This is a genomic window from Aquibacillus halophilus (assembly GCF_009649745.1).
Classification (GTDB): Bacteria; Bacillota; Bacilli; order Bacillales; family Amphibacillaceae; genus Aquibacillus; species Aquibacillus halophilus.
Genome location: NZ_WJNG01000018.1, coordinates 19,357 through 34,906, shown reverse-complemented (window position 1 = coordinate 34,906; position 15,550 = coordinate 19,357). Strand labels below are relative to the sequence as shown.

Sequence of the window (15,550 nt, the reverse complement as noted above, 5' to 3'; positions counted from 1 at the left end):
GTTAATTTCACCTTCACTTATCCGATCAGACAAGGTTATTCGATTTAATTTCCTAGGATATTATATCAACCAGTTGAATCTATTTCAAGGGATCAATTGGTATTGATAAAGATGGATCGTTATTTCCACCCTTATTATAATACTGTGGAACATCCCCAGGTTCAAAAATTCGGGTAATAGGTATATCCTGTTCTAGCTTTATTGGTGCAGACGCAAAGGGAATCACTACACTAACCTCTACTTCAATATGGACTAGAATATTAATATACGCACCATTTATTCCCGACTCAACAAATTCATCCGTTATTTCTGTTGAAACAATTCCAAGTGTCTTTATGTTTACAGGAACGGTTGGGCCTAAATTTGCAAGTAGCGGAATGCCAAGTACTTGCCCAATTGGAATTTCTAAAAGATTTTGATTTTCCTTAACTTTATCAATTGGCAGTTCTTCTTCTGGTTCTATTTCGACATCTAGGGGTGCCCCTGGGCCTGGAATATCCCCCTTTTCTATACGGTCTAAAAAAGTCTCCACTCGGTAGTGGATATCTCTTTGAATTTGATTTTCAACATCCGTGTTAAATATATAATTTACCACTCTTCCCTCATCATTAGTTTGGCCTTCTACTAAATTCGTGGTATCTAAGTCTTCCGAGATTCTTTTATTTACAGCAATCCCCATCGCTTTATTTGCATATTGTTCGGTTCTCGTTGTAGCAATATCCATCAATACCGGTTTAATCCCTTCATTTATTATTATAATACTGATCACAGTTGCTATTAAAAAGAAAATTACAGTTACCATAAAAATATGCTTCGCTGGAGGCGGAGTTACTCTTCTCTTAATCATCATAGGTCGTCTTCTCAATAAAAAAACCCCCTCAAAAAACAATATGCTTTTTGAGAAAGCCTTAGAATTCATTATTGAATTTTCTTCGCAAAGCCTGTATCACAAGCAGTAATAACAACGTTAAGGTGGGTAGATAAGTCCAATTCATACGGAGCAACATCTTGATCTTGCTCCTTTATGATTCTAACAACAGGTCTTTCATACAGATTTTTGTTTTGTTTTAAAACAATTCCTGTTTTACCATCACTCAACTCTACTGTTAAGCCTTTTGGATAAACAGCAATAGTTTTTCTAAACGTTTCAACTAAACGTTTATCAAATAAAACTCCTGAGCCTGCATATAGGATTTCTAATCCCTCATGTGGAAGCATTGCATCCCGGTAAACCCGATTACTTGTGACAGCATCAAATACATCAGCAACACCCATTAATTTTGCGTAAGGATGTATTTCTTTATCTGTTAATCCCCTAGGATAACCAGAACCATTTAATCGCTCATGATGTTGGAATGCGCAATGAGCAACTAATAGTGGAATATTAGGTGATTTCCTTAATAAATTAAAACCTTCTTCGGTATGAGTTTTGATAATCTCATATTCATGCTTGGATAACTGACCACTCTTTTGCAATATATCTTCAGGTATAAATACCTTACCAACGTCATGAAGCATGGAACCAAGACCAATTTGTTCTATTTCCTTTTTTGGTAGCCCTAATTCCGTTGCAAGTGCTAGTGAATAGATTGTAACATTAATAGAGTGTGCAAATATGTAGTCATCACTAATCAATATATCCGACAGAATAGATAAAACCTCTTCTCGGTTACTGACTTGATCTACAATAACACGAACGATATCTGTCATTTTTTGTCCTGTCTTATCAAAAAGGAAAGAGTTTTTTATTAGTTGATCTTGTTGAAAATGTTTGAAAGAACTTTTAATCATTTGGATTGCTTCAATCCGAACTTCATCAGGAATTGGTGGGTTTACAATGATGTCTTCAGTAAAGGCATCTTTGACATAAACATATGTAATTCCAAATTGTTGAAGGCGCTTTAACATTCTAGGAGTTAGTTTTACATCTCTTTGAACTAAAACTTGTCCATTATCATTATATATTGTTCTAGCAAGCTCTGTACCCTGTGCAATAGATTTTGTAGCAACTAGTCTCATATTTTTCTCCTAACCCCACCATGTTATCAAACGACACCTTGTTTAAATAGTACCAAAAAAATCAAAAACAGGCTACAATTACCTGCAAATATTGCGAAAAAGCGCGTTTTTGTGTCGAATTTAGAAGAATTAACTTTTAAATTAAAGACTCATTTGTTGTTCTTAATATTCCAAGTTGATATAAAATACGACGTAACTGCTACGTTGATTTGCGCTCCGGGCAGTCGCTTTCCGCGGGCAACGCTTCAACTTCCTCGGAAGAAAAACCACTTCCTCCGGGATTTTCAGCCGTCGCTTTTCCCGCAGGAGTCGACTGCCTGCGCTCCAATCACCATCATTTAGTGTAGGTATCTAATCTAATACAACACTATACTAGCGTTGAAAATACACGAAGACTCACAAAAAATGTTAAAAACCTTTGCGTGATGAAAACTTCTAATTAGAGTATTGATATTTCATGAAATAAACGTTTTTTGTGTTGTTCTAACTTGAACAGAAAGCTATTCTAAGCTGCGGAAAAATGCGACACTCCTATGGGAAAGGAACAGTCTGAAGACCCCGCAGTGAGTGTTCTTTACGAGCGAGGAGGCTGAGGCGTTCCCCATGGAAAGGGAGTGTTTTTCCGCAGCGGCGAGATAGCACTATTCCCATAAAGACCGTAAGGAAGTCAGATAGTTACGCCGCAGTCTATGGAGATTTAGTGTCTACCTACTGCTAAAAAATGAATATTATGAGACAAAAAAATCGGGTTACCTTATCCATAAGGCAACCCGAAAAACAATTATTCTGCAATCTTAAGTAAGGCTTCTTTTGCATTTATTCCCTTGTACCAGCCTTTATTTTCTGCTTCATTAGTTACTTTATCTAACGGGGCATCAAGTAGTTGTTCGATTGTTTTCACACCTATTGCTCGTGCAGCGACAATTTTTCTTTCCGCCAATTTATCATTCAATAGATCCACGTCTAGTGCACCGCACATAATGTAGCCAATTTCGTTCGAAACAATAAGCAAATTAGTTTTGGGTAGTTTCACGCTAATTGCTGTAAAAGGATGATTTTCAATCATTAGTGGTTTAACAGAAATCAATCAAATGCACTCCTTTCTCTTTCAATATATGGAGAAGAAAGGCTAATGTGCATAAGATTTTATAATTTTTCTTTTAATGTATGGACAAGTAAATCTCTTAACATTTCAGGCATAAAGTATTTTTTATAGGTTGATCTAGAAACCTCTGGCAATAACTTGCCGAATGTAAACATATCGGCTGTTGCAACTGTATAGATTTTATCCATATCAATTTTATGACTGTCTATCGTTATTTCTTTAACTTGACTATCGTTTTTTTTATTATTAGTAAATTTCACTTCTATTCCGGCAAAAACCATCTTACCAATAATCTCACCTCTAAATCCAAATCCTTTTAACTGTAGTTCCATAAAAGCCTTAGTAAGAGACCCTCGAACAACTTCTAAAAGTTCATCTCCCTTAAGTTCAACAACACAAGGATTAATCGGGTGAGGACAAATGCGATGAACATCTCCATAGGTCACTGCTCCTACCTCTAAACTCTCTAACAAAAGTCCAGAATTTAACATAGCACAATCAGCATTAGTCCAATCCTTTAAAGTCTCAACCAATTTTCTAATGAGCTCAGTCTCCTTAAACCAATCCACCTCTAATGGTTTAGTCAGATGCACAACAGGTTGGTTTAGTAATTGACTCGAACGTTCAGAATGGAGTTCAAGTTGTTGCTGAGTAATACTATCTCTTTTGTTCAAATATTCGATATTAGTTGTGTACGCTTCTTTTTTAACCAACCTTTTATTTTGATGATCCCATGTAAGTATAATTTCTCCCACGTATTTACCATGCTTTCCGGCAGCTGTTAGCAATGTATTGTCAATATATTCACCATCTCGAAACAGATGATGAGTATGTCCTCCGATAATCACATCTATTTGAGGATATCGGCGGGCAATTGCTTCATCTTCATTTATTCCCAAATGTGACAACAACAAAATAACGTCAGTTTCTGCCTCTAGCTCTTTGATATACCGGTCGAGTGCGTCAAAAGGAGAATCTACATGCCAACCCAACAAATTGTAAAAAGCATTGAATGGAGCTGTCAATCCAATTATTCCAATTTTAACTCCATTGATTGATTCCATCGTTGTAAATGGTTTTAACCAACTTGGATTTGTACCTTTAATCGTTTCAAAATTTGCACAAATCAACTCAAAATCAGCCCTATCGTAAAGGTGGTAAAGGTCATCATATTTTAGTGTTATTCCCTCGTTATTCCCAATTGTTGCGACATGGTACTCCGCCTTATTTAACAATTCAACGTTTGTTTTCCCCATAGTGGCTTCAGCAATAGGGTGAAAACGATCAATGTAGTCTCCATTATCAAGTAACCAATACGATTGGTTTGCCTTTGTTCGTTGCTTTTTTTTATCGTTAAAATAGCCCACAATTTTTGACCAGCTTTCAAAATGGCTATGGATATCACTCGTATAATAAAAAAATATCTTTTCTTCCATATGAATTCTCCCTTATCCTATTCCTTGCCATATCAAACGAATACCAATAACAATTAATATAATCCGTAAAACCCATTCTAACGTGCTACTCTTTAACCTTTTGTTCAACATTGCACCAATAGTTCCACCTATCCATGCTCCAGGGATAAATAGCCACACATACTCCCAGGGAATGTGTCCTAAAATTATATGTGTTAGTGAACTAATAAGACTTAGAAAAAATATCATATACATTGATGTTGCGGTTGCAATGTGAGCAGGAAATCCAAATAAAAGCACCATAATGGGTACCATTAAAGATCCACCACCAATTCCAAATAAACCTGATAATGTTCCAACTGCCATGGCAATCACTATAGCAGTTATCGAAGAGAATGAATAAGTTTGTTTAGTCCCATTTAAAAAGACTTCTCTATCCACAGTCCATTTGTTAGGAACTGCTCTCTTTCTTTTTAATATATTAGCCTTAAAGAAAAACATTAAGAAGATAGCGAACATTAGTAAGCCAAAATATAGAGAAAATATTTCTGTATGTAAAAACTGATTTAGCCATGAACCAAAAATCCCACCTGGGACACTTCCTATTACAAAAAGACCACCGCTTTTGTAGTCAATCCTTTTTTCCTTAAAATAACTTATGCTTGATGATAAAGCTGTAAATACCATTACCAACAAAGAAATCCCAACAATATTGTGGGAATTTGCCCAATTGAAACTATCAAATAACTCATATAAAATTAAAAGACTGGGTACAAGAATAACCCCTCCACCTAAGCCAACGAGACTACCAATAAAAGCAGACAAAAAACCAATGATGACGCAAATAAAAAAAACCAAGTTCAATCACTACCGTCCCACAATTTTCTATTTGTCTATTTTAACATGTTTATGGTGAAATTTTACTTTATTTTATTCATAAACATTATCCTTACATAGTTTAAAAACATGAAAATAAAAGAGCCCGAATATCCGGGCTCTTTTATTATTAGTTTTTTGCTATTTCTTATCCAATAGAACCTTCCATTTCGAACTTGATAAGACGGTTCATTTCTACTGCATATTCCATTGGAAGCTCTTTTGTGAATGGCTCAATAAAGCCCATTACGATCATTTCTGTTGCTTCCTGTTCTGAAATACCGCGACTCATTAGATAGAAAAGCTGTTCCTCAGAAACTTTAGAAACTTTAGCCTCATGCTCTAATGAGATATTTTCATTAAAAATTTCATTATAAGGAATCGTATCAGATGTTGATTTATTATCCATAATTAATGTGTCACACTCAATATTTGAGCGAGCGCCATCTGCCTTACGTCCAAAATGAACAATTCCACGGTAGGTTACTTTACCACCATGTTTTGAAATTGATTTGGAAACAATTGTCGATGATGTGTTTGGTGCAAGGTGATGCATTTTAGCACCAGCATCTTGGTGTTGCCCTTTTCCAGCAATAGCAATGGAAAGAGTCATTCCACGAGAACCTTGACCTTTTAAAATAACTGCTGGGTATTTCATGGTCAATTTAGAACCAATGTTACCATCTACCCATTCCATAGTTGCATTTTCATCACATATTGCACGTTTGGTAACAAGATTATAGACATTATTTGCCCAGTTTTGAATTGTCGTGTAACGACAATAAGCATCTTTTTTAATGAAAATTTCAACCACAGCACTGTGCAGAGAATTAGTTGTAAAGACGGGAGCAGTACAACCTTCTACATAGTGTACAGATGCACCTTCATCAACAATAATTAACGTACGTTCAAACTGACCCATGTTTTCCGAGTTAATACGGAAATAAGCTTGTAGTGGAGTATCAACCTTAACACCTTTAGGAACATAGATGAATGATCCTCCAGACCATACAGCTGAATTAAGTGCAGAGAACTTGTTATCAGTTGAAGGTATCACTTTACCGAAATACTCTTTAAATAAATCTTCATTTTCCTTTAGAGCAGTGTCTGTATCTTTAAAAATAATTCCTTTTTCCTCTAAATCTGATTTAAGGCTATGGTACACAACTTCAGACTCATATTGTGCGGAAACACCGGATAAATATTTTTGTTCTGCCTCTGGAATTCCTAATTTATCAAACGTATTTTTAATCTCTTCAGGTACTTCATCCCATGAACGTTCTGTTCTTTCGGACGGTTTTACGTAGTACGTGATCTCATCAAAATTTAATTCCATAAGATCTCCGCCCCATTGTGGCATTGGTTTTTTATAAAACTGCTCCAATGCTTTAAGACGGTAATCAAGCATCCACTGAGGTTCTGATTTCATTCTCGAGATTTCTTCAACGACTTTTTTTGTTAAACCTTTTTCTGTTCGAAAAATAGAAATATCTTTATCATGAAAACCATACTTATATTCTCCAACTTCAGGCGCTTTTTTCGCCATAATTTATACCTCCTATTAGGTTTGCGTTCGTGTCTATCCTATCGACTATTTTCGTCTACTCCCTTTTCCATCGCCTTCCAAGCAAGAGTCGCACATTTAATGCGAGCCGGGAATTTAGAAACACCCTGTAGTGCTTCGATATCACCTAAATCAATATCTTCTTGATCCGTTTCTTCTCCAAGCATCATGTTAGAGAAAATCTTAGACATCTTAAGTGCCTCTTCTACAGGTTTTCCTTTAATAGCCTGTGTCATCATTGAAGCGGAGGATAGACTAATTGAACAACCTTCGCCTTCAAATTTGGCATCTTCCACTATACCGTTATTTACTTGTAAGTGTATTTGAATTCTATCCCCACAAGTCGGGTTATTCATATCAATTGTTAAGGATTCATCAGCTAATGCTCCCTTATTACGAGGATTCTTATAATGGTCCATAATTACTTGTCTGTACAACGTATCAAGGTTATTAAAAGACATCGCCAAAATACTCCTTTGTCTTATTTAATCCGTCTACTAAACGATCGATTTCTTCTTCTGTGTTATACAGATAGAAACTTGCTCTAGCTGTAGCAGTTACATCAAGCCACTTCATTAAAGGTTGTGCACAGTGGTGGCCAGCGCGTACGGCAATTCCCTCTGAATCTAAAACTGTTGCAGTGTCATGTGGATGTACATCATTTAAGTTAAACGTAATTAGACCCGCTCTATCGTCTGGTCCATAAATAGTCAGCCCATCTATTGTTCGAAGTTGCTTCATAGCGTACAGAGCTAGTTTTGATTCATGCTCCTCTATATTTTCTAAACCAATGTCATTTAGAAAATCAATCGCAGCTCCTAGTCCTATCGCACCAGCAATAATTGGTGTTCCACCTTCAAATTTCCAAGGCAACTCTTTCCAAGTCGAATCATATAGGTTTACAAAATCAATCATTTCGCCCCCAAATTCAACTGGTTCCATATTATCTAACAGCTCTCTTTTTCCATATAAAACACCAATACCTGTAGGACCACACATCTTATGTCCAGAGAAAGCATAGAAATCACAATCTAAATCCTGTACATCAACTTTAAGATGCGGAACACCCTGTGCCCCGTCTACAAGCATAACTGCGCCATTCTCATGTGCTATTTGAGCTATTTGCTTAATAGGATTTATCGTACCTAAGACATTTGAAACGTGCATAATAGCAACAATTTTAGTTTTATTTGTTATAGCTTCCTTAACGTCAACTAAATCTATTGTTCCATCAGATTGCAAAGGCAAATACTTTAACGTTGCACCAGTAGCTTTTGCAGTCTGTTGCCATGGAATAATGTTACTATGATGCTCCATTGGTGTAATTAAAATTTCATCGCCTTCAGTCAAATTACTACGTCCATAGCTGTAAGCAACTGTATTAATAGAGGTCGTTGTCCCTCGTGTAAATATTACCTGTGAAGCACTTTCAGCATTAATAAAATTTCTTACTTTTTCTCTAGCACCTTCATACTTATCTGTTGCCCTATTACCCAAAGTATGAACTCCTCGGTGAACGTTGGAGTTATCAAATTTATAATAATCTTCCATTGCCGATATTACAGATAATGGTTTCTGTGAAGTTGCAGATGAGTCTAAATAAACTAATGGATGTCCATTAACATTTTGATTTAAAATAGGAAATTGTTGTCTAATGGCATTTACATCCATTAATGTACTTTCCCTTCAATTACCTGTGTTAACTGATCCCTTACAGCTTTAATTGGTATTTCATTAACAACTGGAGCAAGGAAACCATGTATTATTAGACGTTCTGCTTCAAACCTCGAAATACCACGACTCATTAGATAAAATATTTGCAACGGATCTACGCGACCTACAGATGCTGCATGCCCAGCTGTTACATCATCCTCATCAATAAGTAGAATCGGATTCGCATCACCTCTAGCATTTTTGCTTAACATTAATACACGGGATTCTTGTTCTGCATTTGATTTAGTGGCACCATGTTCAATTTTACCGATACCATTAAATACAGAAGAGGCACTATCTTTCATAACTCCGTGTTGTAAAATATACCCTTCGGAATTCCTACCGAAATGTACGATTTTTGCAGTGAAGTTCTGTGTTTGCTCACCACGACCTACAGTAACTGTTTTCGCATGAGAAACTGAATTATCACCAATCAAGTGTGTAATGTTCTCAGAAACCGTATTACCATCATTCATCTGACCCAATGCCCAATCAATTGTTGCATCACGGTAAGCAACGCCACGACGATTTACATATACTGTTGTACCTGAAGCAAAATTATCAACAGCACCGAATGATACATTAGCATTGTCATGTGCAATTACTTCAGTAACAATATTTGCTACTGCATTTTCAGTTTTATTATGTGAGATATAATTCTCAACATAAGTTAAAGAACTATTCTCTTCCGCAACAACTATAACGTGGTTAAAGGATGCTACTTCCAAATCCTCTTGCCAGAAGATAGCTTGAAGAGGATCTTCTATAACTACATTTTTCGGAACATAGACGAAGACTCCACCATTCATTAATGCAGTGTGCAATGCAGTTAGTCGATTTTCATCAACAGATACAGCATCTTTCATAAAATAGCGTTGAACCAAATCACTATGTTCGTTCATAGCTGAAAAAATATCGGTGAAAATAACACCCTTGGCTTTAAGCTCCGATGATAGTGATTGGTACGCAACGGATTGATTTCGTTGTATAAATAAATTTTGATTTTTATTGTCTAAATCTAACAACACTTTTATTTCATTTGGGAGCTCTTCTAATGATTGTATTGCTTTACCTTCAGCATCATGTTTATAATCTTTGAAATTCCATTTACTTATATTAGTTTTATCCGGCTTAGGCATTGGCAGTGTGTCAACTAGTTCCAATCCTTGAAGGCGCAATGACTTCATCCATTCCGGTTCATTTAGACGTGCTGAATAATTGCTAACATAATCTTTTTCATATGGTAGCTTTGTATCTATAGCCATAATAACCCTCCTTGCTTACGCTTTTTGACCTGCGATTTCATCTTCAATTCCTAATTCCTCTTTGATCCATTCATAGCCCTCAGCTTCTAAACGTTGTGCAAGTTCCGGACCACCTGACTTAACAACACGTCCTTGCATCATAACGTGAACTTTATCAGGAGTAATGTATTCTAATAAACGTTGATAGTGAGTAATAATTAAACAACCGAATGACTCATCACGTAACTTGTTGATTCCTTTTGAAACAACTTTAAGTGCGTCAATATCTAAACCAGAGTCAATTTCATCTAAAATTCCGATTGCAGGTTTGATCATCATTAATTGCAGGATTTCATTACGTTTTTTCTCCCCGCCTGAGAAACCTGTATTAAGATAACGTTGAGCCATGTTTTTATCCATTTCTAAATAATCCATTGCTGCATCCATCTCTTTAATAAATTTCATTAAAGAAATTTCATTACCTTCTTCACGGTGTGCATTAACCGACGAACGTAAAAAGTCAGAAGTTGTTACCCCAGTGATTTCACTTGGGTATTGCATTGCTAGGAATAGACCAGCTTTTGCTCTTTCGTCTACTTCCATTTCTAGTACATCTTCACCATCTAAAAGGATGCTACCTTTAGTAATTACATACTTTGGGTGTCCCATAATTGCCGCAGCAAGTGTAGATTTACCTGTACCATTTGGTCCCATCACCGCATGAAATTCTCCACCAGTAATAGTTAAGTTAACACCTTTTAATATTTCTTGATCCTCGATTGTTACATGAAGATCCTTTATTTCTAATGTAGACCCAGCCATATTTATACCTCCAGAACATTATTATGATAATATTGCAGACATGGATACTTATATCCATTCTCAATTTATTCTCATTACAATCTTATATCATTTCGAAACTATTATCAACAGATTCAACTATCCATCTAATACGTTTTCAAACATAAATGTTAATAAAGTCATTCTTCAACTAAAAAATGGTCTCTTTTAACATTAATTCTCAAATCATTGTATTTTTGTATTGATACGAATACCTTTGCCTTTTTACTGTTATTATTACTCCTTGTTATAGTTATAGTTAAGGCTGTTTTCCTTCTGAGTTCGAAAGTATTACCAACCCACCTTATTTTCACCTAGTTTCTTCTATATTATATATTTTATATTTTAAATTGTTGTAATCATTTCCTATAATGGACTTAACATTGTATTTAAACCTAACCAAGTTAGTCTTATACAAATCAAATCAATCATTCACAATATATTGAAAAATATATTGAAAAACCCCTTACCAGAGTTTGATAAGGGGTTTTAAATTTATTTATGTGCTTTTTTTTCCATTTCTTTAGCGATTTCTAAGCTTTTCTGATAGTCAGCTTCTCTATCTTTTTCAATTTTTAATCGTTTGGTCAATTTTCTGCTATACTCGGCAAATCCTACTCCGCGAGACTGCAGCATCGCTTTTTCCATTTCAGCAGTATAATTTAAACCTAAACCACTATTAATAATGAATCCACCCTTTCATAATGTTGACAAAATTAATTGTACCATTACGTCAATAAATCTGACAAAGCGCATTTAAAAACATTAGAAAGGATGTGCTTTAATGAATTATCCTCACATAAATATAATTCATTTTCTTTTCAGATACGTTAGATTTCTTTCCATTTTGTTCGTTTTTCTAACAATTAACGATTAATTTGATCCACCAACAGGAACAACTTCGCCGTTATAGGTCTCTGTAATAAATGTTTGGATTTCTTCAGATTGAAGAACCTCGACTAATTTATTAAGAGCTTCACTGTCTTCATCTGCAGCTCTGACAGCTATAACATTTACGTACGGAGAGTCAGCACCTTCAACAAATAATGAATCATCTAATGGTGAAAGGCCAGCTTCAATTGCATAGTTAGTATTAATTGCTACTAAAGCATCTTCTTCTCTTTCATAAACTTCCGGTAATACTGCTGCATCTACATCAGGAGAAAATGTTAAGTTCAATGGATTTTCTACAATATCTTCAATTGTAGCACTAGCTTTGTCGACACCTTCTGCAAGAGTAATCAAGCCTTGTGATTCAAATAAAGCGAGAATACGGCCATGATCTGGAACAGAACGACTAATAATTACCTCTGTACCTTCTGGAATATCATCCATACTAGCAATATTTTTTGAATATACACCCATAGGCTCAACATGAATTCCACCTAAATTTACAAAGTCATAACCAAAATCTGCTTTTTGGCTTTCAAGATAAGGAATGTGTTGAAAATAGTTAGCATCTAGAGTTTCATTAGCCAAGTCTTCGTTTGGCAAAATATAATCCTGATATTGTTCGATCACTAAAGAGATACCTTCTGCTTCTAATAAAGGCTTCGCTTCCTCAAGTACTTCAGCGTGAGGAATACTTGTAGCTCCAACAACAATCTCTGTGAGCTCTGCAGTTTCGTTTTCAGCTGATTCATTTTCAGCTGGTGCTGTTTCACTTTCTCCATTGGTATTATCTTCTTCTGAAGTACCACATGCTGCTAAAACCAAAATAAATAATGCTGATAAAAATAAAACTAAAAACTTTTTCATTTTTTTTGTCCCCTTTTTTTCTTTTTTTTATCTTTTATCTAATTTATTGGTAATAAAATCACCAATAAATTGAAAAATAAACACAATGATAACAATAAGCACAGTACATACAAACACAACGTCAAAAGCACGTCTCTGGAAACCATAATAATAAGCAAAGTCTCCTAGCCCACCTGCTCCAATAACTCCGGCTACTGCCGTATAACCAATTAAAGCAATGGCAGTAACTGTTATACCTGATACTAGTGCGGGCATTGACTCAGGTAATAGTACTTTAAAAATAATCGTTCTTGTTTTGGCTCCCATTGATTTCGCAGCTTCAATTACTCCCTTATCAACTTCTCTTAAGCCAATTTCAACCAATCTTCCGTAAAATGGAGCAGATCCTATAATTAAAGCTGGCAGGGCAGCATTAGGTCCTCTAATTGTTCCTACAAGAAAATCAGTAAAAGGAAACAATAGTAATATCAAAATAATAAATGGTATTGCTCTAAATACATTAACAACAGTGGCAACAGACAAATTTAATGACTTACTTTGCCAAAGTCCGCCTTTAGAAGTTAAATAAAGCAATAGGCCTAATAATATCCCTAGGACAAATGTTCCTGTTAGGGCAATCAACGTCATATAGAATGTTTCACCAGTGGCTTCCCATAAGTCGGCTATTTTAACATTTGGAAAAAGTTCATTAAGCATTTGGTGCCACCTCCACTTCTACTGAAGTAGACTTTATAAATTCAATCGCTCTTGCTAATTCATTATTTTCACCATCGATATTAACGACTAGAGTACCATAAGCGCCTTTTTGTGTTTGAGTAATTTTACCTTGCAAGATATTAATCTCTACATCAAATTCCTTTGCCACTCTACTTATCAATGCCTGGTTAGTTGTTTCTCCTATGAAGTGTAACCTGATATTTTTGCCAGTCGTATAACTAGTTGTTAAAAACTCATAAGCATCGTCTTGTTCCTTGTCCCCCATTACCTGCTCAACAAACTTTTTAGTAACTTGTTGTTTAGGGTGTAAAAAGACATCTAGTACATCGCCTTGCTCAACTACTCTTCCATTTTCCATAACCGCAACTCGATGACAGATCTTACGAATAACATGCATTTCATGTGTAATTAATATAATCGTAAGACCTAATTCTTTATTTATATCAATCAATAACTTCAGAATTGAGTCAGTTGTTTCGGGATCCAATGCCGATGTAGCTTCATCACATAACAATACTTTCGGGTTGTTAGCCAGGGCTCTCGCAATTCCAACTCTTTGCTTTTGACCACCACTTAATTCTGATGGGTAAGCATCTTCCCTACCGGACAAACCGACGAGTTTGATTAGCTCTTCTACTCGCTCTAACCTTTCAACCCTTGGTACACCTGCTATTTCAAGTGGCAATGAAATATTATCTCTTACTGTTCTAGACCATAACAGGTTAAAATGTTGAAAAATCATACCAATCTCTTGTCTCGAAAGACGAAGTTCTTTCTGATTTAGGTCAGTTATCTCTTGACCGTCTATCGTTATATTACCGTCAGTTGGTTGCTCCAAACGGTTAATCAGCCTGATAAATGTACTTTTTCCAGCACCACTATATCCAATTACTCCAAATATTTCACCCTTATTTATATTTAGATTTATATCATCTACGGCAATAATCGTATTTGATTTTGTCGTAAATGTTTTCTTTAATCCCTTTATTGTTATCAGAGATTTCCCCTCCTAACTAAACAGTTGCTCTAATTATTTCCCTATTATACTAACCACTTCTAACTATTTTAAGATTGATATCCAAATTAGAAATGGCAAAAAATGAATCTTCTTTTGCACTGTTTTGTGTATTTTTACATTAAAAAAACGCCTCTGTTCAGAGAACAGAAAGACGCAAATAAGTACTTTCGGTTCTCTCATCTGCCAAAGCTTTATGCTTCGCAGGAATTGGCACCATTTTAAACAGTTAACTGTTTAACGGTTGCCGGGCTTCATCGGGCCAGTCCCTCCACCTCTCTCGATAAGAGATTATATATTTAATTATTAGATTATTAACAGCGCTAAGCAAGATTCTAGCATGCACAATCATATAGTGTCAACAGATTTTTTCTTTTTTCGACAAGGTTGTAAAATTATATATAAATGTTGGACTTTTCAAAAATTAAACATTATAAACGGTTATTCGGATAAAAAAATTCTCAAAAAAAAAGATCAGAAACCCTCATTTCTGATCAGAATACGTCTTTATTCGATTATATATGTTAGTGACTGATTCAAAAGCATAAATACTTTCTTGGATTACACCATTTCGAATAATTATCAAACATGGAACACTTTTAATTTCCTTTTTCATCATAAATTCTGGAAATAATGAGGCATTCATCTCGTAGAAAAGATCTGTTTCCCAGATATGTTCTATTGTGTTAAGCATTCGGCGGGCTAACTGACATGTCCCACAAAATGGTGTATGAACAAAAATATATTTATAACTAATACTATTGTCAATCTCAGTTAAGTTTTTAACTTTTAACATTTACCATCAACAGCCTTCTAAATCAAAAATATTGGATTAACTTTAATCCGCCGATTCAATAATGCAATTGCCAATTCAGATTCTGGTGTAGCAGCCACCTCCCTGAAAGTTTTATCAATATATATATGTTCTGCATGTGGAAGTTCTATCGATAACTGCTTGCGTAACTTTTGCCCTGCACTGTCCTCATCAACCAAAATAAAAACATCTTTATTGTCAAGATCGTAATTAATTAGTAACTCTTCCAAACGTTCAACACCTAAAGTTCCATTAGTACAAATAATTTTCACGTTTTCAATTATCAGTTTTTCTATTTGTAACTTATCAGTACGTCCCTCTACAATAATAACCTTTTCTATATTCGTCATATGAGACCACCTGCTCTTATCATATAGATACCATAGTTATAGTACAAGAAAAAATGAAACTGTCGAAATAATCCATTTAAGGGAGCCTTCCTAATTTTACAAGCCTTTATTTAGTTAGTA

The 15,550-nt window shown here is 35.2% G+C and carries 16 protein-coding genes and 1 riboswitch; all 16 genes read right to left on the bottom strand.

The genetic code is table 11. From position 1 onward, the window contains the following. Nucleotides 1–79: 79 nt before the first annotated feature. Nucleotides 80–865 (bottom strand): sporulation protein YunB, encoded by a 786-nt coding sequence (gene yunB, locus GH741_RS18860; protein WP_240795568.1) that lies wholly within the window; start codon nucleotides 863–865, stop codon nucleotides 80–82. 53 nt (nucleotides 866–918) lie between these two features. Beyond that, on the bottom strand, nucleotides 919–2,019 hold the full coding sequence (locus tag GH741_RS18855) for an HD-GYP domain-containing protein (RefSeq protein ID WP_153738321.1): 1,101 nt from the start codon (nucleotides 2,017–2,019) through the stop codon (nucleotides 919–921). 781 nt (nucleotides 2,020–2,800) lie between these two features. After that, nucleotides 2,801–3,085 carry a YunC family protein gene (locus tag GH741_RS18850; protein ID WP_420809416.1) on the bottom strand — a complete coding sequence of 95 codons (285 nt, stop codon included), beginning with the start codon at nucleotides 3,083–3,085 and terminating at the stop codon, nucleotides 2,801–2,803. 80 nt (nucleotides 3,086–3,165) lie between these two features. Further along, on the bottom strand, nucleotides 3,166–4,560 hold the full coding sequence (locus GH741_RS18845; protein WP_153738319.1) for a bifunctional metallophosphatase/5'-nucleotidase: 1,395 nt from the start codon (nucleotides 4,558–4,560) through the stop codon (nucleotides 3,166–3,168). Between the two features lie 12 nt (nucleotides 4,561–4,572). Next, the gene (locus tag GH741_RS18840; RefSeq protein WP_338079568.1) at nucleotides 4,573–5,403 is read right to left on the bottom strand and encodes a sulfite exporter TauE/SafE family protein; all 831 of its coding nucleotides are present in this window, start codon (nucleotides 5,401–5,403) and stop codon (nucleotides 4,573–4,575) included. 160 nt (nucleotides 5,404–5,563) lie between these two features. Next, complete coding sequence (gene sufB, locus GH741_RS18835) at nucleotides 5,564–6,961, bottom strand: Fe-S cluster assembly protein SufB (protein ID WP_153738318.1); 1,398 nt, start codon at nucleotides 6,959–6,961, stop codon at nucleotides 5,564–5,566. Between the two features lie 38 nt (nucleotides 6,962–6,999). Then, the gene (gene sufU / locus GH741_RS18830) at nucleotides 7,000–7,440 is read right to left on the bottom strand and encodes a Fe-S cluster assembly sulfur transfer protein SufU (protein WP_153738317.1); all 441 of its coding nucleotides are present in this window, start codon (nucleotides 7,438–7,440) and stop codon (nucleotides 7,000–7,002) included. Next, nucleotides 7,430–8,650, bottom strand: coding sequence for a cysteine desulfurase (locus tag GH741_RS18825; protein WP_153738316.1), 1,221 nt, complete (start codon nucleotides 8,648–8,650; stop codon nucleotides 7,430–7,432). Before GH741_RS18825 ends, sufU begins: the two co-directional genes overlap by 11 nt. Beyond that, on the bottom strand, nucleotides 8,650–9,957 hold the full coding sequence (gene sufD / locus GH741_RS18820) for a Fe-S cluster assembly protein SufD (RefSeq protein WP_153738315.1): 1,308 nt from the start codon (nucleotides 9,955–9,957) through the stop codon (nucleotides 8,650–8,652). The genes GH741_RS18825 and sufD overlap by 1 nt, the downstream gene beginning before the upstream one ends. A 15-nt stretch (nucleotides 9,958–9,972) precedes the next feature. Further along, complete coding sequence (gene sufC / locus GH741_RS18815; protein ID WP_153738314.1) at nucleotides 9,973–10,758, bottom strand: Fe-S cluster assembly ATPase SufC; 786 nt, start codon at nucleotides 10,756–10,758, stop codon at nucleotides 9,973–9,975. Nucleotides 10,759–11,271: 513 nt separating this feature from the next. Further along, on the bottom strand, nucleotides 11,272–11,424 hold the full coding sequence (locus tag GH741_RS21690; protein ID WP_170287664.1) for a YuzK family famiily protein: 153 nt from the start codon (nucleotides 11,422–11,424) through the stop codon (nucleotides 11,272–11,274). 225 nt (nucleotides 11,425–11,649) lie between these two features. Then, nucleotides 11,650–12,534 carry a MetQ/NlpA family ABC transporter substrate-binding protein gene (locus GH741_RS18810; RefSeq protein ID WP_153738313.1) on the bottom strand — a complete coding sequence of 295 codons (885 nt, stop codon included), beginning with the start codon at nucleotides 12,532–12,534 and terminating at the stop codon, nucleotides 11,650–11,652. Nucleotides 12,535–12,561: 27 nt separating this feature from the next. Further along, nucleotides 12,562–13,230, bottom strand: coding sequence for a methionine ABC transporter permease (locus GH741_RS18805; RefSeq protein WP_153738312.1), 669 nt, complete (start codon nucleotides 13,228–13,230; stop codon nucleotides 12,562–12,564). Further along, entirely contained in the window at nucleotides 13,223–14,248 is a 1,026-nt protein-coding gene (locus GH741_RS18800; RefSeq protein WP_153738311.1) for a methionine ABC transporter ATP-binding protein, read from the bottom strand. Before GH741_RS18800 ends, GH741_RS18805 begins: the two co-directional genes overlap by 8 nt. Before the next feature lie 194 nt (nucleotides 14,249–14,442). Further along, nucleotides 14,443–14,556, bottom strand: a riboswitch (SAM riboswitch). A gap of 194 nt (nucleotides 14,557–14,750) precedes the next feature. Beyond that, on the bottom strand, nucleotides 14,751–15,062 hold the full coding sequence (locus GH741_RS18795) for a thioredoxin family protein (protein ID WP_153738310.1): 312 nt from the start codon (nucleotides 15,060–15,062) through the stop codon (nucleotides 14,751–14,753). 17 nt (nucleotides 15,063–15,079) lie between these two features. Continuing rightward, nucleotides 15,080–15,430, bottom strand: a complete 351-nt coding sequence (locus tag GH741_RS18790; protein ID WP_153738309.1) for a toprim domain-containing protein — start codon at nucleotides 15,428–15,430, stop codon at nucleotides 15,080–15,082. Between the last annotated feature and the right edge of the window lie 120 nt (nucleotides 15,431–15,550).

Coding starts and splice junctions, on each gene's coding strand:
- GH741_RS18855 (WP_153738321.1), bottom strand. CDS start 2,019: ATGAGACTAGTTGCTACAAAATCTATTGCACAGGGTACAGAGCTTGCT.
- GH741_RS18850 (WP_420809416.1), bottom strand. CDS start 3,085: ATGATTGAAAATCATCCTTTTACAGCAATTAGCGTGAAACTACCCAAA.
- GH741_RS18845 (WP_153738319.1), bottom strand. CDS start 4,560: ATGGAAGAAAAGATATTTTTTTATTATACGAGTGATATCCATAGCCAT.
- sufB (WP_153738318.1), bottom strand. CDS start 6,961: ATGGCGAAAAAAGCGCCTGAAGTTGGAGAATATAAGTATGGTTTTCAT.
- sufU (WP_153738317.1), bottom strand. CDS start 7,440: ATGTCTTTTAATAACCTTGATACGTTGTACAGACAAGTAATTATGGAC.
- GH741_RS18825 (WP_153738316.1), bottom strand. CDS start 8,650: ATGGATGTAAATGCCATTAGACAACAATTTCCTATTTTAAATCAAAAT.
- sufD (WP_153738315.1), bottom strand. CDS start 9,957: ATGGCTATAGATACAAAGCTACCATATGAAAAAGATTATGTTAGCAAT.
- sufC (WP_153738314.1), bottom strand. CDS start 10,758: ATGGCTGGGTCTACATTAGAAATAAAGGATCTTCATGTAACAATCGAG.
- GH741_RS21690 (WP_170287664.1), bottom strand. CDS start 11,424: ATGGAAAAAGCGATGCTGCAGTCTCGCGGAGTAGGATTTGCCGAGTAT.
- GH741_RS18810 (WP_153738313.1), bottom strand. CDS start 12,534: ATGAAAAAGTTTTTAGTTTTATTTTTATCAGCATTATTTATTTTGGTT.
- GH741_RS18805 (WP_153738312.1), bottom strand. CDS start 13,230: ATGCTTAATGAACTTTTTCCAAATGTTAAAATAGCCGACTTATGGGAA.
- GH741_RS18795 (WP_153738310.1), bottom strand. CDS start 15,062: ATGTTAAAAGTTAAAAACTTAACTGAGATTGACAATAGTATTAGTTAT.
- GH741_RS18790 (WP_153738309.1), bottom strand. CDS start 15,430: ATGACGAATATAGAAAAGGTTATTATTGTAGAGGGACGTACTGATAAG.